The 22,305-nt window shown below is 74.5% G+C and carries 17 protein-coding genes; 10 read left to right on the plus strand and 7 right to left on the minus strand.

What is annotated here, in order from left to right; translation table 11 throughout:
- Positions 1–37 precede the first annotated feature (37 nt).
- Positions 38–1,165 carry a PP2C family protein-serine/threonine phosphatase gene (locus HNR61_RS16180; protein ID WP_182844006.1) on the plus strand — a complete coding sequence of 376 codons (1,128 nt, stop codon included), beginning with the start codon at positions 38–40 and terminating at the stop codon, positions 1,163–1,165.
- A 39-nt stretch (positions 1,166–1,204) separates the two neighbouring features.
- Here the strand turns inward: HNR61_RS16180 and HNR61_RS16185 are convergent, their stop codons facing one another.
- The 4 genes from HNR61_RS16185 to HNR61_RS16200 form a co-directional block, all read right to left on the minus strand.
- A complete protein-coding gene (locus HNR61_RS16185) occupies positions 1,205–2,023 on the minus strand; it encodes an SDR family NAD(P)-dependent oxidoreductase (protein ID WP_067828453.1) in 819 nt (272 codons plus the stop codon).
- Positions 2,024–2,178: 155 nt separating this feature from the next.
- Positions 2,179–3,690, minus strand: coding sequence for a flavin-containing monooxygenase (locus HNR61_RS16190; RefSeq protein ID WP_182844584.1), 1,512 nt, complete (start codon positions 3,688–3,690; stop codon positions 2,179–2,181).
- A 68-nt stretch (positions 3,691–3,758) separates the two neighbouring features.
- The gene (locus tag HNR61_RS16195) at positions 3,759–4,757 is read right to left on the minus strand and encodes an AurF N-oxygenase family protein (RefSeq protein WP_182844007.1); all 999 of its coding nucleotides are present in this window, start codon (positions 4,755–4,757) and stop codon (positions 3,759–3,761) included.
- A 41-nt stretch (positions 4,758–4,798) separates the two neighbouring features.
- On the minus strand, positions 4,799–5,473 hold the full coding sequence (locus HNR61_RS16200; RefSeq protein WP_312897927.1) for a TetR/AcrR family transcriptional regulator: 675 nt from the start codon (positions 5,471–5,473) through the stop codon (positions 4,799–4,801).
- Between the two features lie 307 nt (positions 5,474–5,780).
- Here HNR61_RS16200 and HNR61_RS16205 point away from each other — a divergent pair, with 307 nt between their 5' ends.
- Complete coding sequence (locus HNR61_RS16205; RefSeq protein WP_182844008.1) at positions 5,781–6,689, plus strand: TIGR03619 family F420-dependent LLM class oxidoreductase; 909 nt, start codon at positions 5,781–5,783, stop codon at positions 6,687–6,689.
- 100 nt (positions 6,690–6,789) lie between these two features.
- Entirely contained in the window at positions 6,790–8,001 is a 1,212-nt protein-coding gene (locus HNR61_RS16210; RefSeq protein WP_182844009.1) for a pyridoxal phosphate-dependent aminotransferase, read from the plus strand.
- A 73-nt stretch (positions 8,002–8,074) separates the two neighbouring features.
- Here the strand turns inward: HNR61_RS16210 and HNR61_RS16215 are convergent, their stop codons facing one another.
- Entirely contained in the window at positions 8,075–8,623 is a 549-nt protein-coding gene (locus HNR61_RS16215) for an RICIN domain-containing protein (protein ID WP_182844010.1), read from the minus strand.
- A gap of 310 nt (positions 8,624–8,933) precedes the next feature.
- On the opposite strand from HNR61_RS16215, the gene HNR61_RS49175 reads away from it, so the two are divergent.
- A complete protein-coding gene (locus HNR61_RS49175) occupies positions 8,934–11,696 on the plus strand; it encodes an ATP-binding protein (RefSeq protein WP_182844011.1) in 2,763 nt (920 codons plus the stop codon).
- Positions 11,697–12,070: 374 nt separating this feature from the next.
- Here the strand turns inward: HNR61_RS49175 and HNR61_RS16225 are convergent, their stop codons facing one another.
- On the minus strand, positions 12,071–14,131 hold the full coding sequence (locus HNR61_RS16225) for an ATP-dependent DNA helicase (protein ID WP_182844586.1): 2,061 nt from the start codon (positions 14,129–14,131) through the stop codon (positions 12,071–12,073).
- Between the two features lie 251 nt (positions 14,132–14,382).
- Between HNR61_RS16225 and HNR61_RS16230 the strand changes: the two genes are divergently transcribed.
- The 6 genes from HNR61_RS16230 (at position 14,383) to HNR61_RS16255 (ending at position 20,676) form a co-directional block, all read left to right on the plus strand.
- Positions 14,383–15,384: an MlaD family protein gene (locus HNR61_RS16230; protein ID WP_182844012.1), complete on the plus strand. Its 1,002-nt coding sequence runs from the start codon at positions 14,383–14,385 to the stop codon at positions 15,382–15,384.
- Positions 15,385–15,433: 49 nt separating this feature from the next.
- On the plus strand, positions 15,434–15,931 hold the full coding sequence (locus HNR61_RS16235; RefSeq protein ID WP_182844013.1) for a phosphoribosyltransferase: 498 nt from the start codon (positions 15,434–15,436) through the stop codon (positions 15,929–15,931).
- 84 nt (positions 15,932–16,015) lie between these two features.
- Positions 16,016–17,482 (plus strand): sulfatase family protein, encoded by a 1,467-nt coding sequence (locus HNR61_RS49180; RefSeq protein WP_182844014.1) that lies wholly within the window; start codon positions 16,016–16,018, stop codon positions 17,480–17,482.
- A 66-nt stretch (positions 17,483–17,548) separates the two neighbouring features.
- Positions 17,549–18,571, plus strand: a complete 1,023-nt coding sequence (locus tag HNR61_RS16245) for a DUF4192 domain-containing protein (protein WP_182844015.1) — start codon at positions 17,549–17,551, stop codon at positions 18,569–18,571.
- Between the two features lie 222 nt (positions 18,572–18,793).
- Entirely contained in the window at positions 18,794–19,417 is a 624-nt protein-coding gene (locus tag HNR61_RS16250; protein ID WP_182844016.1) for a DUF2867 domain-containing protein, read from the plus strand.
- Between the two features lie 254 nt (positions 19,418–19,671).
- Complete coding sequence (locus HNR61_RS16255) at positions 19,672–20,676, plus strand: nuclear transport factor 2-like protein (protein WP_182844017.1); 1,005 nt, start codon at positions 19,672–19,674, stop codon at positions 20,674–20,676.
- 54 nt (positions 20,677–20,730) lie between these two features.
- Here the strand turns inward: HNR61_RS16255 and HNR61_RS16260 are convergent, their stop codons facing one another.
- Complete coding sequence (locus HNR61_RS16260; protein ID WP_182844018.1) at positions 20,731–22,290, minus strand: MFS transporter; 1,560 nt, start codon at positions 22,288–22,290, stop codon at positions 20,731–20,733.
- Positions 22,291–22,305 lie beyond the last annotated feature (15 nt).

Consider the following 22,305-nt stretch of genomic DNA (forward strand, 5'->3'; position numbering starts at 1 on the left):
AAGTCGGGCCCACAGCGATATGAGGGCGGCGATCGTCATGATCCGATCGCACCACGGTCCATCGCGGACCTGCGGGAACCTGCCGGCGGTGCTGGCCGCGGCGGGCTGCGCGCTCGCCGCCGTCACGGCCGTGGACCTCGCGCTGCCCGCGTCCCGCACCGTCCTCGCCCTGCTGGTCGCCGTGCCCGCGCTCGGCGCGCTGTGGCCCGTCCGCGACCGCCACGTCCTGCTGGTCGGGGCCGTGGACCTGGTCTTCGTGCTGCCGCTGCTCCCGCGCCACTGGGACGACCTGCCGCACCTCGTGGTGACCGTTCCGCTGGGCGTCGTGTGCACGACCGGCGTGGTCGCCCTGGCCGCCCACCGCCGGGCGCGCGCCGCCGACGCCGCGGCCGACCTGCGCGTGATCGCCGAGACCATGCAGCGCGCCGTGCTGCGGCCCGTCCCGCCGCGCGTGGGGCGCGTCCGGGCGCAGGTGCGCTACCTGGCCGCGGCCGGGCCGGTCCAGGTCGGCGGTGACCTGTACGACGTGCTGGACACACCGTTCGGCACCCGCGTGATCATCGGGGACGTGATGGGCAAGGGCCTGACCGCGGTGGAGAAGGCCATCGACGTGCTGGGCGCCTTCCGCGAGCTGGCCCGCCGCGAACCGGGCCTGCCGGGCCTGGCCGGACGGCTGGACGACTTCCTCGCCGTCCGCGACCCCGACCAGGGGTTCGTCACCGCCCTGATCGCCGAGATCCCCGCCGACTCCGCCACGGTCCGGCTGGTGTGCTGCGGGCACCCGCCGCCGCTGGTGCTGTCGGGCGGGCGGATCGCGTTCGTCGACGACCTGCCCTCGTCCCCGCCGCTGGGCCTGCTGCGGCTGTCCGTGGCCGAGGAGCGCGACGCCCGCGACCCGTGCCCGGCGGGCGCGGTCACCCTGGGCGCGGGCGACCGGCTGCTGCTCTACACCGACGGGGTCACCGAGGCGCGCGACGCCGACGGCGCCTTCTACCCGCTGGCCGAACGCGCCGCCCGGATCGCCCGCCAGGGCCGCGACCGGTTCCTGGACCGGCTGAAGAACGACCTGGTCGCGCACGGCAAGGGGCGCCGCCAGGACGACGCGGCGCTGCTGTTGCTGGAGTTCGACCACGCGGCGGCCCCGGCCGGGGCGGCGGCCCGCTGACCGCCGCCCTCCCGGCCCGTCCGGCCGCGCGGCCCCGGCTCACCCGCCCGAACGCAGGCGCGCCACCGCCAGCGAGGCCACCTTCACCGCGGCGCCCGGGTTGAGGCGCATGCCCCGCCAGGCCGCGCGGCCGTGCGCGGGGGCGACGATGAGCGCCTGGTTGCGCGCCACGCCCCGCATGATGTCGCGGGCCAGCTTCTCGGCCGTGTACAGGCGCGGCGCGGCCTTCTGGATGTCGTCCTTGGCGTCGCCGCTCATCGAGGTCGGCGGCAGGTCCGGGTTGACGTTGGTGAGCAGCGGGGTGTCCACGAAGCTCGGGCACACCACGCTGACCTTCACGCCGCGCCCGGCGGCCTCGGCGCGCAGGCCCAGCGACAGGCCCACCACCGCGTGCTTGGTGGCGGTGTAGGGGATGCCGAGCGGCATCGGCACCAGGCCGGCCAGCGAGGCGGTGTTGACGATGTGCCCGGACCGCTGCTCCAGCATGATCGGGTAGGCGGCGTGCACGCCGTGCACCACGCCCTTGAGGTTGATGTCGATGGCGCGGTCCCAGTGGTCGAGGGTGAGCTCCTCGGCCGCGCCGCCGATCGAGATCCCGGCGTTGTTGAACACCAGGTCGAGCGCGCCGTGCTCGGCCCGGACGCCCCGGTACAGCTCCTCGACCGCGGCGGCGTCGGTGACGTCCAGCCGGGCGGCGGCGGCCTTGCCCCGGCCCAGGGAGTTGAGCCGGTCGGCGACCTTCCCGGCGCCCTCCTCGTTGATGTCGGTGACGACCACCGTGTCGCCGCGCGCCACCAGGCAGGTGGCGACGGCGCGGCCGATACCGGACGCGCCTCCGGTCACGATCGCAATGCTCATCGGGGCTCCGCTCGCTGTGCTGGGTGGGTGGTGGCCGTGACGGCCGGGGGCGCCCCGCGGGGACGCCGGCCCGCGGGCCGGGGCCGAGGGGGGAGTGGTCCCGGGCCCGCCGGGCGGTATTGGATGTACTGTTGAATTGCGGCGAGTCTACCGGATCACCGTCCGGCGGTCGCGACCCGGCCGATCTCGAAGTCGGACGGGTCGATCCGGCGCGTGCGCAGCCAGTAGTTCACCGTGGAGGCCGGCCAGGCGGCGCGGTTGACGCCGTCGGCGTCCAGATACCAGCTCCTGCACCCGCCGGCCACCCATACGGCACCTTCGGACTTCCTCTGCACCCACCGGTTGAACCGGTCCTCGACGTCGTCGCGCACCGCGATCCGGCTCCCGCCGCGGGCGTCCAGCAGTTTCAGGCACTGCAGGACGTAGCGGATCTGCGCCTCGATCATGAAGATCATCGAGTTGTGGCCCAGCCCGGAGTTCGGGCCGATCAGCAGGAACAGGTTCGGGAAGCCCGCCACCGTGACGCCCATGTGCGCCCGCATGCCGTCCTTCCAGGCGTCCTGGATGCGCAGCCCGTGGCGGCCCACGATGTGCGCGTCCTCGAACGCGTCGGTCACGTGGAACCCGGTCCCGAAGATGATCGCGTCGACCTCGTGCTCGGTGCCGTCCCCCGCGACGATCGAGTGCTCGCGGACCTCGGCGATCCCGGCGGTGGTCAGCTCGACGTTCGGCCGCGTCAGCGCCGGGTAGTAGTCGCTGGACACCAGCGTCCGCTTGCAGCCCATCGTGTAGTCCGGGGTGAGCCTGCGGCGCAGTTCGGGGTCCGGCACCTGCCGCGCCAGGTGCAGCCTGGCCAGCGAGCCGGCGGCCTTGAGCAGCCTCGGGTTCTTGAAGCCGAGGACGAAGCTCTCCTGGACCAGGTAGACGCCGTTGCGGTAGGCGCGCTGCACGCCCGGAACGCGCCGGAACAGCGCCCGCTCGACCCCGCTGATCCGCCGGTCCGGCTTGGGCAGGATCCACGGCGGCGTCCGCTGGAACACCGTCAGCCGCCCGACCTTCCCGGCGATCTTCGGGACGAACTGGATCGCCGACGCGCCCGTCCCGACGACGGCGACGCGCTTGCCGGTCAGGTCGTAGTCGTGGTCCCACCGCGCGGAGTGGAACGTCGTCCCTCCGAAGTTCTCCAGCCCCGGCAGGTCCGGGACGCTGGGGTGGTGCAGCGGGCCCATGCCCGCGACCAGCGTCCGGCCCCGCACCACCTCGCCGTCGGCCGCGCCCGCCCCGTCCACGGTGACCCGCCAGGTGTCGGTGGCGTCCTCGTACTCGGCCCCCGTCACCTCGGTCCGGAACCGGATGTGCTGCTCCAGGTCGTACTTGGCGACGATGTCCTTGATGTAGGCCAGCAGCTCGCGCTGCTCGGGGAACATCCTCGACCAGTCGCTCTTGGGCTCGAACGAGTAGGAGTACAGCAGCGACATGATGTCGCAGGCGCAGCCCGGGTAGGTGTTCTCCCGCCAGGTGCCGCCGACCTCGCCGGCCTTCTCCAGGACGACGAAGTCGTGGATCCCGTTCCGCTTCAGCGCGATCGCCATGCCCAGCCCGGAGAAGCCGGTCCCGACGATCACGACCTTGTAGGGGCCGCCCGGCCCGGCCGCGGGCGTCACCACGGCGGGCCGGGGCCGCCGCCCCGTGCCGTCGTGCCCCGTGCCGTCCTGTTCGGTGCCGGTCACGCCGCTCACGCGGCCTTCACGGCGCGGCGGGACCTCTTCGGGTCCTCCCAGATGCCGAACGCCTTCCAGATCCGCTTGTTGACCGGCGTGATGACCCCCAGCTCGTCCATCAGCTCGCGGATCTTGCCGACCGAGTTGCAGATCTCCTGCTTGGCCTCGGGGTTGTCCTTGTAGGCCGCGCGCACGACCTCGTCGGGGATGCCGAAGTGCCGCACCATCGGGCCGGGCGGGGCCAGCATGATCCGCGCCATCACGCCCAGCACGACCGGGGTCAGCGCGCCCAGCAGCCGCCGCCGGGTCCGGTTCATCCCCGGCACCCGGTGCTTGAGGTAGTGCCGGGCGAACGAGATGTGCCGGGCCTCCTCCGCGATGTGGATCCGCATGATGGTCTCCTCCAGGGGGTGCTTGATGTGCCCGCCCTTGAGGGACTTGCGCTGCACGTAGTCGATCGGGTCCTCGCCGCCCAGCACGAACACGAAGAACATCTCGGTGCTGATCAGCGGGATCCACGGCGCGAGCTGCGCCACCAGCGTCAGCGACCGCGGCATGCCCCGGATCGGCAGCTTCGTGCGGTTCACGAACTCCTGGAACATCATCCCGTGGTGACATTCCTCGGTCGTCTCGTGGTAGACGTACCGGAACTCCGGCCGCCCGTTGGGCAGCCAGTAGGCGTAGTTGAGCAGCCCGCGCTTGAGCAGGTTCTCGAACTGCAGGCCGATCTTCATCGCGGTCGCGACCCGCCACAGCCCGATCTGCGCCTGGATCTCCGGCGGCTGCGACCGGTACCACTCGGTCTGGCCGAGCCGGTCGAACGGCGGCAGCACCCAGCGCGGGTCGTTCTTGTCGACCTGGAACTCCGGGTCGTCCCAGGGGACGTCGGCGTAGGCCTCCCAGTGCTTCTCGACCGACGCCTTGTTCAGGCGGTCGATGACGCCCAGGTAGGACTTCTTGTCCTTGACCTGCGCGCGCACTTCCTCGGCGAGTTCGGTCGGTGCTTGGGCCATGGTTGCGCTCCCTCGGGGGTGAAGGGTTCGGCGGAGGTGGGTCACCCCGTCGCCGCGGGGCCGGCGTCGCCCCGGTCGCCGGGGACGATCAGCCGGGCGATGCTCTTGACCTGTGCCAGCACGGCGGCCTGGTGGCCCGCGTCGTCATCGTCGAGCGCGTTCTGCACCGACAGCCCGACGAACATCGCGAACAGCCCGCGCAGCGTCGTCGGGACGGCGTCCTCGGGCAGGTTCGAGGCGGGGAACAGCTTCTCGAACGTCTCCAGGATGACCTGGAGGATGTGCTCGTTCAGATCGCGGCAGAGCGGGCGCAGCTCGTCGTCGGTGCGCGCCGCGACCGCCAGCTCCAGCAGCGCCTTGGCGGGGCGGCCGCGGAAGATCTCCCACAGCAGGTCCAGCGCGCCCTCGACGTTGCGCCGTCCGGGCGGCAGCGCCGCGAACGCCGACTCGAACGCCAGCCTCTGCGCCTCCAGCAGGTGCTCCAGCGCGGCGGCGACCAGCTCCATCTTGGTGGGGTAGTGGTGCTGCTGCGCGCCCCGCGACACGCCCGCGCGCCGGGCGACCTCGGTGGTGGAGGTCCCGGACCAGCCGAGGTCCACCAGGCACTCCATGGTGGCCTCCAGCAGCCGGGCCTGCGTGCGCGACCGGCGTTCCTCCTGGGTGCGGCGCGTGCCGCCGCGTCCGCTCGGGCGCCGTCGGCGAGTGCTTACTGACACACCTCGACGGTAAGAGCGGCAGTTACAAGCAAGCAAGCCTGCATGTATGTTGCGCGCATCACAATTGGACGCGAAGTCCAATCGCGGGCGGCCCCTCGACACGCGGCGCCGAGATCCCGCCGGTAATTTTCTGACAGGGCTCGTGACTCAGTGAATCTTTGCAGTAATTTGACGATCATGTCGCCGCGTTTCCCGCCCGCCGGGACAAGCATTGATCACGCGGCGGCCGCGCGCGGTACGCGCCGGTCGCGCCGCGTCAGGGGTCAACGCTTCTCGGACCCCCTCGTCCCCCGCGAAAGGAGAGCACATGGAACTGGGTGTATTGCTGCCCACCACCGGCCCGGCCGCCTCCCCCGAGGTCATCGCCGCCACCGCCGAGCAGGCCGAACGCGTCGGCCTCGGGTCGGTCTGGGTCCAGGAACGCCTGCTCCGCCCGCCCGCCGACATCTCCTACGGCGGGCTCACGCCGCCCGCGCCCGCGCCCGCCGAGTGGGCGGTCGCGTACGACCCGCTGGAGACCCTCGCCTACGTGGCGGCCCGCACCGCCCGGATCGTCCTCGGCACGTCCGTGGTCGCCGCGCTGTTCCACCCCCCGGTCGTGCTGGCCCGCCGGATCGCCACCGTCGACCGGCTGTCCGGCGGGCGGCTGCTGGTCGGCCTCGGGCAGGGCTGGATGCCGCAGGAGTTCGAGGCGGCGGGCGTGCCGATGAGCCGCCGGGGCGCGGGCTTCGAGGAGCACGTCGCCGCGATGCGCGCCGTGTGGGGTCCCGACCCGGTGTCGTTCCGGGGGCGCCTCCACACCATCGGCGAGTCGCAGATCGGCCCGAAACCGGTCCTGCCCGGCGGCCCCCCGCTCGTGGTGGGAGCGACCACCGAGAGGGCGATCGGGCGCGCGGCGCGGCTCGGCGCCGGTCTCACCCTGGCCGTGTCCCGGTGGGACGACCTGGAGGACGCGGTCGGCGGGCTGCGGTACGCCGCGGCCGAGGCGGGGCGCGACCCGTCGGCGCTGCCGGTCGTCGCGCAGGCCAACGGCCCCGTCACCGACCGGGACCTCGGCCCGGACCGGCTGCCGCTGACCGGTTCGGTGCGCCAGGTCGTCGCCGACCTGGAACGGCTGGCGAAGCTGAACGTCGACCACGTCTACTGGCCCCTCGGTGAGGGCCATCGCGCCGACCGGCTGAGGCCGCTCGCCGAACTCCGGTCGGCCTGTCCCTGACCCCCGGCCGGGACGAACCCGAAGAAGCCGGACGGGGCCGGGCGGGCACTGGTCCGTACCACCCGAGCGCACCTGCCACATGCGTGAATAGGGTTGGTTCATGCAGGTGAACCAGTCGGGGAAGCTCAGCAACGTCTGTTACGACATCCGCGGGCCGGTGCTCAAGCGGGCCAAGCAGCTGGAGGCCGAAGGCCACCGCATCCTCAAGCTGCACATCGGCAACCCGGCCCCGTTCGGCTTCGAGGCGCCGCCCGAGCTGATCCAGGACATGATCCGCGGCCTGCCGGAGGCGCACGGCTACAGCGACTCCAAGGGCATCCTGCCCGCCCGCCGCGCCGTCGTGCAGCGCTGCGAGCAGCTCGGGATCGCCGGGGTGGACGTCGAGGACGTCTACCTGGGCAACGGCGTCTCCGAACTGATCGTCATGACGCTCCAGGCGCTGCTCAACGACGGCGACCAGGTGCTCATCCCCGCGCCCGACTACCCGCTGTGGACCGCGGCGGTGTCGCTGAGCGGCGGCACCCCGGTCCACTACCGCTGCGACGAGGCCGCCGACTGGCAGCCCGACCTCGACGACATCGAGGCGAAGATCACCGACCGCACCCGGGCGATCGTGATCATCAATCCGAACAACCCGACCGGCGCGGTCTACTCCCGGGAGGTCCTGGCGCGGATCGCCGAGCTCGCGCGCCGCCGCAACCTGCTGATCTTCTCCGACGAGATCTACGACAAGATCCTGTACGACGGCGCCGCGCACGTCCCGATCGCCTCGCTCGCGCCGGACGTGCTGTGCCTGACGTTCGGCGGCCTGTCCAAGAACTACCGGGTCGCGGGCTTCCGCTCCGGCTGGGTCGTGCTGTCGGGGCCCAAGGAGCACGCCGAGTCCTACATCGAGGGCCTGGACATCCTGGCGAACATGCGGCTGTGCCCGAACGTGCCCGCCCAGTACGCCATCCAGGCCGCGCTCGGCGGCCACCAGAGCATCGAGGACCTGGTGCTGCCCACCGGCCGCCTCGGCGAGCAGCGCGACCGGGCCGCCAAGCTGCTGAACGACCTGCCGGGCGTGAGCTGCGTGCGGCCCAGGGGCGCGCTGTACGTGTTCCCGCGCCTCGACCCGGAGATGTACCCGATCGCCGACGACGTGCGGTTCGCGTTCGACCTGCTGGAGCAGCAGAGGATCCTGGTGGTGCAGGGGACCGGTTTCAACTGGCCGAGCACCGACCACTTCCGCGTCGTCACCCTCCAGCACGCCGACGAGCTGGAGGAGGCCATCGGCCGGATCGGCGACTTCCTGGAGACGATCCGGCGCTGAGCGTTCCGCCGGCGCGGGTGGGGCGGGATCTCGGCCGGCCCCACCCGCACCGTCCCCCCACGATCCCGGGCGGTCAGGTGCCCGGGACGTGCTCCAACCGGAAGTACTGGTTGCTGGTGTACGTGCAGGACGCGGTCCGGAGAACGGCCCCGTATCCCTCCAGGCACTCGCCGGTATAGAAGTTCTTCCAGTAGACGGGCTTGCCCGCCCACATCGCGTCGTAGTCGGAGACGACCCACAGGGCGCCGGAGAACCCGCAGTTGTCCTGCTCCACGACCTTGCTGGTGGTGGAGGTGGCCCGCATGCAGTACTTGGAGTGCCGGTTCTCCATCTTCCGCTCGGTGCCGGACCCGAGGATCTTCCAGTGCTGGGCCCCGTAGTTCCCCTTGATCGACTGGACGATCGGCGCCCTCCGCTCCTTGGAGTGCTCGTAGGGCATGGCCGCCTTGCCGGACTTGAGGTTGATCATCCAGTAGAACGGCCCCGGCCCCGCCTTCGCGGCCGCGGTGGTGGCGGTGGTGCCGGCCTCGGCCGCGGCGCACGGCCCGGCCGCGGCGACGCCCAGCGTCGCGGTGGCGGCCGCCGCCAGCGCGAGCTGGCGGAGTTTCACGCGGTTGCTCATGATGTCCCCTCTCATGTGCCCGGTACATGGACCAGGCGGAATCTCCGGCGGCGGGTCTGCCGGACGATCGGGTTCCGGACGGCCGGGCCGCGCGGGATCTCCATTGCGATCGTCCGGGCGGCCCTGCGGTTCGTGTCGGGTTCGCATGTGCTCCTCCTCGGCTGTCGGGCCGACTCCAGGAGCGTCGCGCGGCGGGCCGGGGGCGCGGATCGGTGAGCGTCACCGAGTTAGGGCGGGACTGGGTAGGCAACCCGGTAGGTCAGTGGAACTCCGGATGTCGCGGGGCGGGGACCTGCGGATACTCGGAGCCATGACGTTGGGGGAGAGCCCCGCCATGGTGGGGCGCGAGGCCGAGTCGGCACTGGTGGGCGACCTGGTCGCGGGAGCGGCCGGGGGACGCGGCGGGATGCTGATGGTGCTGGGCGAGGCCGGGATCGGCAAGAGCCTGCTGCTGGCCGGGACCGCCGCCCGCGCGCGGGCGGCCGGGATGCTCGTGCTGACGGGGCGCGCGGTGCAGGGCGGCGGCGCGTACCGGCCGCTGGCGGAGGCGCTGATCGGCCTGCTGCGCGACGAACCCCCGGACGCCGTGGCGGAGCTGCGCCCCTACCGCGCGGCGCTGGGACGGCTGCTGCCGTGCTGGGCGGGGGAGGGGGAGCCGCCCCCGCCGCTGGTGGACCCGGTGGTGGTGCTCGGCGAGGGGCTGGCGCGGCTGCTGTCGCTGCTGAACGGCGGACGCGGCTGCCTGCTGGTGCTGGAGGACCTGCACTGGGCCGACGCCGACACCCTGGCGGTCCTGGAGTACCTGGCCGGGGCGGTGCGCGAGCTGCCCGTCCTGGTCGCCGGGTCGGCGCGCGACGAGGAGCACCAGCCGTGCCGGGGCGGCCGCGTCCTCGACCGCCCCGAGACGACCGCGGTGCGGCTGCGGCGGCTGGACCCGGCCGGGGTCGTCGAGCTGGCGCGGCGCCGCGCCGGGACCGCCGACCTGCCTGAGCCGGTGCGGCGGCTGGTGCTGGACAAGTCCGACGGCCTGCCGTTCCTGGTCGAGGAACTGGTGGCGGGCGCGTTGGAGGGGAGCGCGCCCGCTCCGGTCCCGCCGACGCTGGCGGGCCTGGTGGACGCGCGGCTGGCGGCGCTGGACCCCGGGCACCGGCGGGTCGTGGAGGCCGCGGCGGTCGTCGGGGGCGAACCCGACCCGGCGGTGCTCGGTCCGGTCACCGGGCTGGACGAGACGACGGTGCTGGCGGCGCTGCGCGCCGGGCGGCCCCGGCTGCTGGTGCCGGCCGGGGACGCGCTGCGCTGGCGGCACGCCCTGACGAGGGAGGCGGTGCTGGCCGCCGTCCCGCCGCCCGAACGGTCCGCGCTCGCCCGCCGCGCCGCCGCCGCGCTGCTGGACCGGGGCGCGCCCGACGACGAGGCCCGCGCCGCCGACCTGCTGGCGGCGGGCGGCGACCGCGACGGCGCGGGGGCGATCTACCTGCGGCTGGCCCGCCGCGACCTGGCGCGCGGCGCGCTCCGCGACGCCCACACGATGCTGGCCCGCGCCGGGTCGCTGTCGGGCGGCCCGCGCGCCGCCGTGGTCGTCGAGCGCGTCCGCCTCCTCACCCTCACCGGCCGCGCCGGGGAGGCCCTGGAGACCGGCGCGGCGGCGCTGCCCGCCGCGACCGGCGACGACCACGCCCGGCTCTGCCTGCGCCTGGCCGACGCCGCGCTCGCGCTGCGCCGCTGGCCGGAGGCCGAACGCCTGCTCGCCCGCGCCGGACGCCCGGCCGACCCGCACGCCCTGGTGCTGGCCGCCGGCGCCGCGTTCGGCCCCGGCGACCTGACCCGCGCGGCGGCGCTGGCCACCGACGCGATCGCGCGCGCCCGGCGGGCGGGCGACGGCGAGGCCCTGTGCCGCGCCCTGATCGCCCTCGGCCGCTGCGCGACGTCGCACGACCCGCCGGCCGCCCGCGCCACCTACGGCCACGCCGCGCAGGTCGCCGCCGAACACGGCCTCACCCCCTGGCGGATCGCCGCGCTGACCGGCCTGGCCGCCGTGGAGGGCGGCGCCCACCCGGCGCTGGCCGAGGCGCGCGAGCTGGCCCTGGAGGCCGGGTTGCTGGCCGAGGTCGTCGCCTGCGACCTGCTGCGCGCCAAGACGATCTGCACGGCCGAGGGGCCGCGCGCCGCCGCGCCCCTGGCCCGCCGGACCGCCGGCCGCGCCGCCCGCCTCCGCCTCTCGGGCGCCCGCGCGGTCGCGGAGCTGCTGGTGGCGTTCGCCCACGCCGCCGACGCCGACGACGAGGGCATGGACCGGGCGCTGACGACCGCCGCCGACCTCCCCGACGCGCCGATCGAGGTGGCGGCCCTGACCCCGGCGGTGTCCGCCCTGCGCCGTCTGCTGGACCGCGACCTGGCGGAGGCCGACCGGCTGCTGGACTCCGGAATGCGCCGCCTGGTCGGGCGGCCGCAGGCCGCGCCGGTCCCGCTGTGGGGACTGTGGGCGCTGCTGCGGACCGTCCACGGCTCCGACGACGCCCGCACGACGCTGCGGCGCTCCTCCGCGGTGCTGCGCGGCGTGAACCAGGGCGTTCTGCACTACGCCGACGCGGTCGCGGCCGGACGCGCGGGACGTTCCGGCCGCGCCGCCGAACTGCTGGCCATGGGCGACCTCGTGCTGGCGGAGCATCCCTGGTGGCGGCGGCTGTGCCGGCTGCTCGCGCTGGAGGCGGCGGTCGCCGACGGGTGGGGCGATCCCGTGCCCGTGCTGCGCGCCGACCTCGACGTGTTCGACCGCGCCGGGGAACCTCGTCTGGCCCGCACCTGCCGCGACCTGCTGCGGCGGGCCGGCGCGCCCACGCGCCGGGGCCGCGGCCGCACCCCCGTCCCCGCGCCGCTGCGCGCGGCGGGCGTCACCAGCCGCGAGATGGACGTGCTGGAACTGGTCGCGGCGGGCCTGACCAACCGCCAGATCGCCGAACGCCTGTTCCTGTCGCACCGCACCGTCGACACCCACGTGGCCAGCCTGCTGGCCAAGACCGGCACGACCTGCCGCAACGAGCTGAGCGCCCGGACGAACGCCCAGCTCACCTGATCACCCATGGGGACCTTCACCGACGCGCACACCACCCCCATGGGGCGGCTCCTCCCGGTCACTGTGTTCATTTGCTTCACGGCCCAGCCCCTCCGCCCTGGGGGCTCCGGGGCTGACCGCTGCGCGGGCGAGCGCTGCATCGCTTCGCGATCTTCCGCCGGGATCTCGCCTTCGGCTTTGATCCCGGCCTCAGCCTCCGGACGCGCTCGCGTGCGTGGTCGGGGCCGGCGTGAGGGTATTCACGGCGATCTCAGCCGCATTAAACGCGCGGGCCACCTGGCACCCATGGGGGTCCTTACCTACGCGCACACCCACCCCCATGGGGCGGCTCCTCCCGGTCACCCCACCGGGAGGGGCCGCATGGCTTCACGGGCTCAGGAGGCGGCGGCGTCGAGGCGGCGGAGGGCGCCGCGTACCTTCTCCGCGTCGGTGGTGGCCCAGAACGGCGGCAGCGAGTTCTTCAGGAACCCGCCGTACCGGGCGGTGACCATGCGCGGGTCGAGGACCGCGATGACGCCCCGGTCGTCCATCGACCGCAGCAGGCGGCCCGCGCCCTGCGCCAGCAGCAGCGCCGCGTGCGTGGCGGCGACCGCCATGAAGCCGTTGCCGCCGCGCGCCGCGACCGCCCGCTGCCGCGCCGACTGCACGGGGTCGTCCGGGCGCGGGAACGGGATCCGGTCCATGATCACCAGTTGCAGCGACGGGCCGGGCACGTCCACGCCCTGCCACAGCGACAGCGTCCCGAACAGGCAGCTCCGCTCGTCCTCGGCGAACTGCTTGACCAGCAGCGACGTGGAGTCCTCGCCCTGGCACAGCAACGGGTGGGACAGATGGTCCCTCAGCTCGTCGGCGGCCTGCCGGGCCGCCCGCATCGAGGAGAACAGCCCGAGCGTGCGCCCGCCCGCCGCCTCGATCAGCTCGGTGATCTCGGTGAGGTAGGCGTCGGGCAGCCCGTCGCGTCCCGGCTGCGGCAGGTGCCGCGCGACGTACAGGATCCCCGACCGGGCGTGGTCGAACGGCGACCCCACGTCCAGCCCCGACCAGACGAGCTTCTTGGCCTCCCCGTCGCCCTTGCCGTCCTTGGTGGCGGTCTTCGCCAGTCCCTCGGCGGCGGTCCTGGCGTCGGGGGAGGAGCCCTCGCCGAGCGGCGGCAGCCCCCACTGCCCGGCCAGCGGCTCGAACGACCCGCCGAGCGTGAGCGTCGCCGACGTCAGGATCGCCGTCCGCTTCTCGAACAGCGTCGTGCGCAGCAGCCCGCCGACCCCGATCGGCGCGACGTGCAGCGCGGGGGGCCGCCGGGGGCGGCCGTCCGGCACGAACGGCTTGTTCAGCCACACCACGTCGAACCGTTCGGCGATCGGCGGCTGGAACGACTCCAGCAGCCGCACCGCCGTGTCGTGCATCTCCTCCAGCGTCGACCGCGCGGCCTTGCGCGCGCCCGCGTCCGCCGGGTCCAGCTCCTTCTTCTCCGGGCCGATCGCGGTCAGGCACGCGTGCGCGGCGTCCCGCACCACGGCCACGACCTGCCCCAACGACTCCGGAAGCACGTCCATCCGCCCGGCGGGCAGGTCCTCCAGCAGGTGACCCAGCGCCTCCCCGGCCTGCTTGAGCCGGTCGGCGACGCCCTCCTCGACCAGCCGTCCGCACCGGCGCGCGGCGATCTCCACGGCGGGCGCGCTGAGGTCCCCGGTGGCGACCGAGGTGACCCGGTCCACCAGCTCGTGCGCCTCGTCCACGATCACCACGTCGTGGTCGGGCAGGACCTGGAACTCCTCCAGCGCGTCGATCGCCAGCAGCGCGTGGTTGGTGACGACGATGTGCGCCTCGCCCGCCTCGGCGCGGGCCAGCTCGGCGAAGCACTCGGTGCCCTGCGGGCAGCGCTGGGCGCCCAGGCACTCGCGCGCCGTCACCGCCACCTGCCGCCACGCCTGCTCGCTGACTCCCGGCACCAGCTCGTCGCGGTCCCCGGTGGTGGTCTCCTCGGCCCACTCGTTGAGCCGCTTGACCTGGCGGCCCAGCGTCGACATCTGCTGCGGGTCGAACAGGCTCTCGCCGAACTCCTCCGGGTCGTCGGGGACGCCGGTCTGCACCCGGTGCAGGCACAGGTAGTTGCGGCGGCCCTTGAGGATCGCGAACTTCAGCTCGGTCCCCAGGTGCGGTTCCAGCGCCTCGGCCAGCCGGGGCAGGTCGCGGTCCACGAGCTGGCGTTGCAGGGCGATGGTCGCGGTGGACACCACGACGGTCGTCCTGTTCCTGACGGCGTGCCGGATCGCCGGGACGAGGTAGGCCAGGGACTTGCCGGTGCCGGTGCCCGCCTGGACGGCCAGATGCTCCCCGCTCTCGACGGCGTGCGCGACGGCCTCGGCCATCCTCACCTGGCCGGGGCGTTCGGCGCCGCCGATCGCCTCGACGGCGGCGGCGAGCAGGGTCGCCATGTCGGGAACGCGGGTCTCGCTGGCGGTCAGCACTTCAGGGGCGGGCACGTCGCCCAACGCTACCGTCCGCCGGGGACGCTCTGGCCGGAACCGCGAGGAGCGGTCGCCGCGACCACCGGCGGAACGCCGGACGATCTTCGTGAAAGAGATCACATGGCCGGTGGGTGACGGTCGGGACCGCCTGCCCCGGATAATGCAAGTGCTCACTTACGGCGGGCGGCCGGTTGTGGCCGGGCAGAGGGGGTAACGGCATGACCGATTCGGGGCTGTCGGCGCGTTCGCGGACCAGGTTCGCCCTGCTGGGCACGGTCGCGATCGCCGCGGCCGCCACGGCGGTCGCGTTCCCCGCGCTCCCCGCGAACGCGGGCACCACCACCTACGACGCCGTCTTCGGCCGGGCCGGTCAGGGACTGGACGCCAGGTCCGACATCAAGGTGCGCGGGGTCACCGTCGGCCGCGTCGAATCGGTCGGCCTCAACCCCGACGGCCGGGTCCGCGTCCGGATGCGCGTCGGCCGGGACGTCCGGGTGCCGCGCGACGCCGAGGCCCGCGTCGACCCCGTCTCGGTCTTCGGCCCCAAGGAGATCACCCTCGAACTCGGCCGCGGCTCGGGCCCCTACCTGGCCGAGGGCGGCACCGTCACCCGCACCCGCGACGCCGCCGACCCCGCCGACACCGCCCGCCCCGCCTACGAGTTCGGCAGGGTCGTCGACCCCCAGGACGTGGCGACGCTCGCGCACACGTTCGCGCGCGGCCTCGACGACCAGGGCCCCGCCCTGCGCCGCGCCGTCGACAACGGCGCGAAGGTCGTCGACGCCACCCACCGGCGCCGCGCGGAGCTGCGCCGCCTGACCGAGGACCTGGCCGGGCTGTCCGGCGCGCTCGGCGGCCGGGGCGACACGGTCGTCGGCGTGGCCCGCGACGCCGACGCGCTGGCCCCGCTGGCGACCGGCGCGCCGGACCGGGTCGCCCGCCTGCTCGACGAGGCCGGGCGGCTGTCCACCCGGGTCGGCGGCACCCTCCAGCGACAGGGCGGCAACCTCGGCGGCCTCGTCGACGGCACCGCGCCCTACGCCCGCCTCGCCGCCGGGCACGACCGCGAGCTGCTGGTCCTGCTCGACAGCCTCACCGGCTTCTTCGACGGGCTGGCCAGCGTCATGACCGCTCCGGGGCCGAACGGCACCCGGCCCGCCGTGCTGCGTGGAACGCTCCCGCTCGACGCCTGCAAGATCGCCGTGGACGTGTGCGGCTGACCGGTCCCCGCGTCCGGAGCACCCCGGGCGATCGGCGAAGATGGGGCTCGTGTCTGCGGAAAGAGAAGTCCTGACCTGGGAGTTGTTCGGCACCGCCAGCCGCGCGCTGGCGCAGGAGATCGCCGACAGCGGCTACCGGCCCGACCTGATCCTGTCGATCGCGCGCGGCGGCCTGTTCGTCGCCGGAGCCCTCGGCTACGCGCTGGACGTCAAGAACCTCCACGTGATGAACGTCGAGTTCTACACCGGTGTCGACCAGCGACTGGACATGCCGGTCATGCTGCCGCCGGTGCCGAACGCCGTGGACCTGTCGGGCGCGAAGGTGCTGGTCGCCGACGACGTCGCCGACACCGGCGCCACCCTGAAGCTGGTCCGGGACTTCTGCGCCGACCACGTCGCCGACGTGCGCTGCGCCGTCGTCTACGAGAAGCCCCGCTCGTTCGTGAAGTGCGAGTACGTCTGGAAGCACACCGACCAGTGGATCAACTTCCCCTGGTCCACCGAGCCGCCGGTCGTGCGGCGCGAGAACCAGGTCCTCGACGCCTAGGGGGAACACGCCCTCACGGAGAGTGACAGGACCGGGGGGTCGGGGGAAGAGTCGGGGGAGACCCGCTCGTCAGGAAGGCCCCCGGTGTTCCACCCCCGCCGCCCCTGGGCGTTCGCCCCGGTCCCCGCCCTGCTCGCCGCGTCCCTCGCGGCCGCGGGCGGGGACGCCCCGGCCGCCGCGCCGCGCCGCCCCGACATCGTGCTGATCGTGGCCGACGACCTCGCCGCCCACGACGACCTGCGCCGCTTCCCGAACCTCGCGCGCCTGCGCCGCCAGAGCGCCGCGCTGACGAACTTCACCGTCGCCGACTCCTGGTGCTGCCCGTCGCGCGCGACGATCCTGCGCTCGCAGTACGTGCACAGCCACGGGGTGCGGACCAACAACCCGCCCGGCGGCGGTTTCGAACGCTTCCACGCCCGCGGCCTGGACCGCTCCACCGTCGGGACGTGGCTGCGCGCGGCGGGCTACCGGACGGCGCTGGTCGGCAAGTTCCTCAACGGCTACCCGGCCACGGCCGGTCCGGCGTACGTGCCGCCCGGCTGGGACGACTGGCGCGTGCCCACGGCCCGGAACCTCTACCGCCAGCGCGACTACGTCCTCGTCGAGCGGGGGGAGCGCCGCCCCCACGCGCGGCACCTGGACGACGTCCTCACCGAGAGGGCCACGTCGTTCATCGCCTCCACCCCCGCCGACCGGCCGCTGTTCCTCCACCTGGCGCCCGTGGCCCCGCACCTGCCCGCCGCCCACGCGCCCCGGCACGCGCGGGCGTTCGGGAGGGCGCGGGCGCCGCGCACCCCGTCGTTCGGGCGCGCGGCCTCCCGGTCCGAGCCCCGCTGGCTGCGGCGCCTGCCGCCGCTGAAGCCCGGGGAGGTCAGGCGCATCGACCGCGTCCACCGGGCCCGGATGCGTTCGCTGCTGGCGGTGGACGACATGGTCGGCGCGGTGCTGCGGACCCTCCAGAGCACCGGCCGGGCCCGTGACGCCTACCTGTTCTTCACCTCCGACAACGGCTTCCACCTGGGGCAGCACCGGCTGCGGCCGGGCAAGACGACGCCCTTCGAGGAGGACGTGCGCGTTCCGCTGCTGGTCCACGGCCCCGGCGTCCGCCCCGGTCGGATCACGGCCCCGAGCGGCACGGTGGACCTGGCGCCGACGTTCGCCGAGCTGGCCGGGGCGCGGGCGCCGTCGTTCGTGGAGGGGCGCTCCCTGGTCCCCGTCCTGACCCGCCGCCGGGTGGCGTGGCGGCGCGGCATGCTGATCGAGTTCTTCGCGGACCGGCCCAGGCACAGGCCCGAGGGCCCCGACTGCGACACGAGGACCCGCAAGGGCTGCCCGCTCCCGCCCACCTACGCGGCCCTGCGCACAGCGCGCCACACCTACGTGGAGTACGCGACGGGCGAGCGCCAGCTCTACGACCGCGCGAAAGACCCGCACCAACTGCACAACCTGGCCCCCAAGACGAACAAGGCCACCCTCCGCCGCCTGCACGCCTGGCTGACGAGCCTGCGCACGTGCAGGGCGGCGGCCTGCCGCCGGGCGGACCGGGGCTGAAAGAAGTTATCCACAGGTCCTCCTCCGGCCTGTCGGCCGCCGCGTCCCGCCTGCCACGCTCGACCCATGAGCAACCGACCCCCTCAGATGAGGATCCGCACCCCGGAGGACGTGATCGCGGCCGTCCCCTACCTGCTCGGCTTCCACCCCTCCGACAGCATCGTGCTGGTCGCCTACGGCGGCCCCCACGGCACATGCGCCCTCCGCCAGGACTTACCTCCCCGGGGCGGCGATCCCGAGGGGGAGCGCCTGGCCGCCGTCCTGACGGGCAACGGCTTCGAACGGGCGGTGCTCCTCGGCTACGGCCCGCCCGGCCGCGTCGCGGCGGCCGTGGGCCGGATCCGCTCGGCCCTGGAGCACGCGGGCGTCGAGGTGGCCGAGACGATGCGGGTGGGCGACGGCCGCTGGTGGTCGCTGAGCTGCGCGAGCCCGTGCTGTCCCCCCGAGGGCCGCCGCTACGACATCGCCGCCACCCAGATCGCCGCCGAGGCGACCCTCGCGGGCCAGGTGGTGCTGCCCGACCGTTCCGACCTGGTCCGCTCGATCGCCTCCCTGGGCCTGCCCATGCGGGAGGCGACGACCCGGGCCGAGCAGCGCTGGTTCGACTGGGTCCGCGAGGGCCTGTCCCCGGCCCGGATCCGCTCCCGCGCGGCCCGGGAGGGCACGGCCCTGCTGGACGACCTGCCGGCCCGGGTCCGCGGCGACGGCCCGCCGCCCACCGGTGAGGAGGTCGCCTGGCTGGGCGTCCTCCTCACCGAGACCCGGGTCCGCGACGAGGCGTGGATCCGCATCGACCCCGACGATCCCGGCCCCCACCTGGAGTTCTGGCGCTACGTCGTCCGCCGGGTGGAGGAGCCCTACATCACGGCCCCGGCGGTGCTGCTGGCCTACGCGGCCTACAGCACGGGCGACGGAGCCCTGGCGAACATCGCCCTGGACCGCGCCGCCCCCGACTACCCCCTGGCCTGGCTGCTCCGGGAGATCATGGCCGCCGGCATCCCCCCGTCGGCGATCCACCCGGCCCTGATCGCGAGAGAGCTCTCCTCCCACGACGAGGACCTACAAGAAGAGGAGCCCCAAGCAAGCTGACCGGTTCCGGGCCCGCTTTCCCACACCCCTTGCAGCGGGCCCGGAACCCCCGAACCCCTCCACGGCGGAGGCCCCCGGCCCGCCCTTGCGCCCGCCATGTGCCCCAGCTCACTTCCGCGCCGTGTATACGCGGCCGTATAAACGGGCTAGCCTCGGTTTATACGTAGGCGTATGGAAATGAGCGGCGGGCGGCGTCCCGGCGCGGGAGAGGCGGTGGCGGTCATGAAGCTTCCTCGGACGGCCCATACCGATCGGCCATGGCGGATCCACGAGATCGCCGCCGACTTCGAGGTCGAGGACGTGTGGTCCTTCCGCACCCCCGGTGCCGGGCCGGACGACTTCCCCGTGATGCTCGCCGCGATGCGGGCGGGCGGCGGGTTCGCCAACCAGCCCCCCGCGGTCCGGTTCCTGTTCGCGGTGCGCTGGAAGCTCGGCGCCCTGCTCGGCTGGGACGGGTCCGGGGCGGGCCTCGGGGCGCGCGTCCGGCCGCTGCGCGACCGCCTGCCGGACGACCTCCGCGAGACCGCGGACGACTCCGCCGCCGACGCCACCCCGTTCAGCCCGGTGTACGACCTTCCCGACGAGTCCGTCCGCGAACTGGCCAACAAGACCGTCCACACCCTCATGCACCTGGGGTGGGCGCCGACCGGCGACGGCGACCACGAGCTGCGGATGGCCGTGCTGGTCAAGCCCAACGGCCGGTTCGGGCGGCTGTACATGGCCCTCATCGCGCCGTTCCGCTACCTGATCGTCTATCCCGCGCTGACCCGCCAGTGGGAACGCGCCTGGCGGGACCGCGCGCTCCTGCTCCCCGAGGGCGCCGCCACCACCTCCCGCCAGGAGTGACGGGACGCCTCCTTGCCGGCGTCGCGTGTGACCTCGGCGGCCGCTGCGCCCGCTTCAGAGGCGGTGGTCACCGATCCGCGCTCCGCGTCCGGCGTCCTCACCCCTTGCGGCGAACGTGACGGCCGCCCTCCGGCGGCCGGTCCGCCGGTGACCGGTGCGACGTATGACCCCGCACGTAATCGATCTTCGATGGCGTGGTCCGGGAGGCTGGCGGCGTCCTTCCCGCGCTCGGCCTCACCCCGCAAGGAGCACCCGTGGACACACGTTCGGTCAAGGCGTTCGTGGTCGCCGTCGCGATCGCCGTCCCGATGGTCCCCGCCGTCACGGCACGGGCGGACGGCCCGGCGGTGGTCGAGGGAACCCCCACCCCCGCCGCCCGGACGTTCATCGACCGTCAGACGCGGTTCGGGGCGATGCCGACCTACACCACCCCCGGCGCGCCCGACGAGGCGGACCTGAACCGGCGGGTCGCCGCCTACGGGGAGATGTGGCACGAGGACGCGACCCTCTGGGAGGCCGCCCGGGAGCCGGTCCGGGGGCGCGCGAACATCGAGAACTCGATCCGCGGGTCGTTGCGCCTCGTGCCCTCGTTCGGGTTCCGGCCGACCCGCGTCGCCGTCGGCCCGAACGTGGTCATGTACGGCGCGCACAACGAGGCCGTCATCAACGGCAACGAGGTCTCCTACCCCGCGATCTACCGGGTGGTGCTGGACCGGAACGGTGACGTCGTCCAGGGGAGGCGCTACTACGACCGGTTCCGGTGGTTCAGGCCGCTCGACGGCTCCCTGAGGGACCTGTTCGGCGACGTGCGGGACCGCGGCCCCGGCACCGCCCCGGCCGCCGGGCGCCCGGCGGCCCCCGACGACGTCGCGGGCCGGGCCGCGGCCTGGAACCGGCGGGACGCCGCCGCCCTGGTGAACTCCATGCGGAACGTCCCGCTGTCGGGCACCGGCCTCGACGGTCGACGGCTGCACACCCGCGGCGGCAAGCTCGCCTACCTGCGGCGGCTGTTCAGCACGTTCGGCGCCGACCCCGCCGCGAGGCTGGAGCCCGGCGCGAGGGTGAGCACCCCCGTGGCCACCTACCAGGAGTGGTACGGAACGGTGAACAGCCAGGGCCGCACCACCTCGTTCGGCATCATCGAGCGCTTCGGGCACCGCGACGGCGGACCGGCCGACTGGACGCTGACCTTCGACACGCTCCCGCTGATCGCCGACGACCGGGAGATCGCCAGGCTCTACGGCCTGATCCGGCCCTGACGCCGGACGGCGCCCGTGCCGTCCACCGGCGGGACGGCACGGGCGCCGCGGCTCTCAGGAGGCCCGGCCGGGACCCGGGCGGAGCAGGGACAGCGTGAGGAGGCAGCCGAGGGCCGCCAGGGCCGCGGCGGCGGCGAAGCCCGCGTGGATGCCGTCGATGTAGGCCTCCGGCGTGGAGCCCCCCACCTCGGCGGCCAGCAGCAGGAGGGCGGTGACGCCCAGGCCGGAGCCGACGCGCTGCACCGTGTTGACGATCCCGGCCGCGATGCCGGTGTCGTCCTTGTCCACGGCCGTCACGGCGGGCACCGTCACCCCCACGAACGCGGCGGGCAGCCCCACCCCGAACACCAGCGCCGCGGGCAGCACGTCCACCACGTACGAGCCGTCGAGGGGCAGCCGCGCGAACCACGCCATCGCGGCGGCCTGCAACGCCATCCCCGCCGCCAGCACGCCCGTCGCGCCCAGCCGCTTGAGGGCGTAGGGGATGAGGGTGCGCGAGACCACGATGTTGACCGCCGCGACCGGGAGCACCGCCAGGCCCGACCGGGTCGGGCCGTAGCCCTGGCTGTTCTGCAGGTACAGCGCCAGCAGCGCGAACGCGGGCACGTGCGCCGCGCCGACCAGCGCGTTCACCGCCGCGGAGCCGCTGACCGCCCGCACCGCGAACAGCCGCAGCGGCATCAGCGGATGCGGGCTGCGCGCCTCGATCACCAGGAACGCGGCCAGCAGCCCCGCCCCGGCGGCCAGGCACGGCCAGGCCACCGCGCGGGCGCCCGGGTCGCCCAGCGCGCCGATCGCGTACCCGAGCAGGAGGAGCGCCGCCGTCCCGGTGACCGCGCCCGGCACGTCCAGCCGCCCGGGCCCCCGCGCCGGACGTCCGACGGCGGGGTCGCGCGGGGGCGCCGCGGCGGTGGCGGCCCGTCCCGGAGCGGACGGCGGCGGTCCCGGCGTCGGCGGGACTTCCGCGCCGCCCGCCGGGCGCGCCGCCGTGCCGGCCGCGCGGGCCGCTCCGGCGGCGTCCGGGCGCGGGTCGGCGGGGAGCAGGCGGGGCAGGAACGCCAGGGCCACCACCCCCACCGGCACGTTGATCAGGAAGATCGACGGCCAGCCGAACCCGTCGGTCAGCGGACCCCCGGCCGCCGTGCCGACCGCCGCGCCCGCCGCGCCCATCGCGCTCCACACCCCGAACGCCCGGCGGCGCGCCTCGGGGGAGGTGAACGTCGCCGTCAGCAACGCGAGCTGCGCGGGCACCACCACCGCCGCGCCGATCCCCTGCAACGCCCGCGCCGCCACCAGCAGCCACGCCGTCCCCGCCAGCCCGGCCAGCGCCGACGCGACCGTGAAGACCGCCAGGCCCCACGCGAACACCCGGCGCGGCCCCAGCAGGTCGGCGGCGCGTCCGCCCAGCAGCATGAAGCCACCGAACGCCAGCAGGTAGGCGTTGGTGACCCAGCCGAGGCCCGCCTCGTCCAGACGCAGGTCGCGGCCGATCGCGGGCAGGGCCACGTTCAGCACCGTGGTGTCCAGGAACACCACCAGCTCCACCGCCGTGAGCAGCAGCAACGCCCGGCCCCGGCCGTCCAGCGACCCGCCGGGCGCACGTCTCCCCTTCATGAACACTCCTTCACT

Source organism: Actinomadura kijaniata (genome assembly GCF_014138665.1).
In the GTDB taxonomy this organism is placed as follows: Bacteria; Actinomycetota; Actinomycetes; order Streptosporangiales; family Streptosporangiaceae; genus Spirillospora; species Spirillospora kijaniata.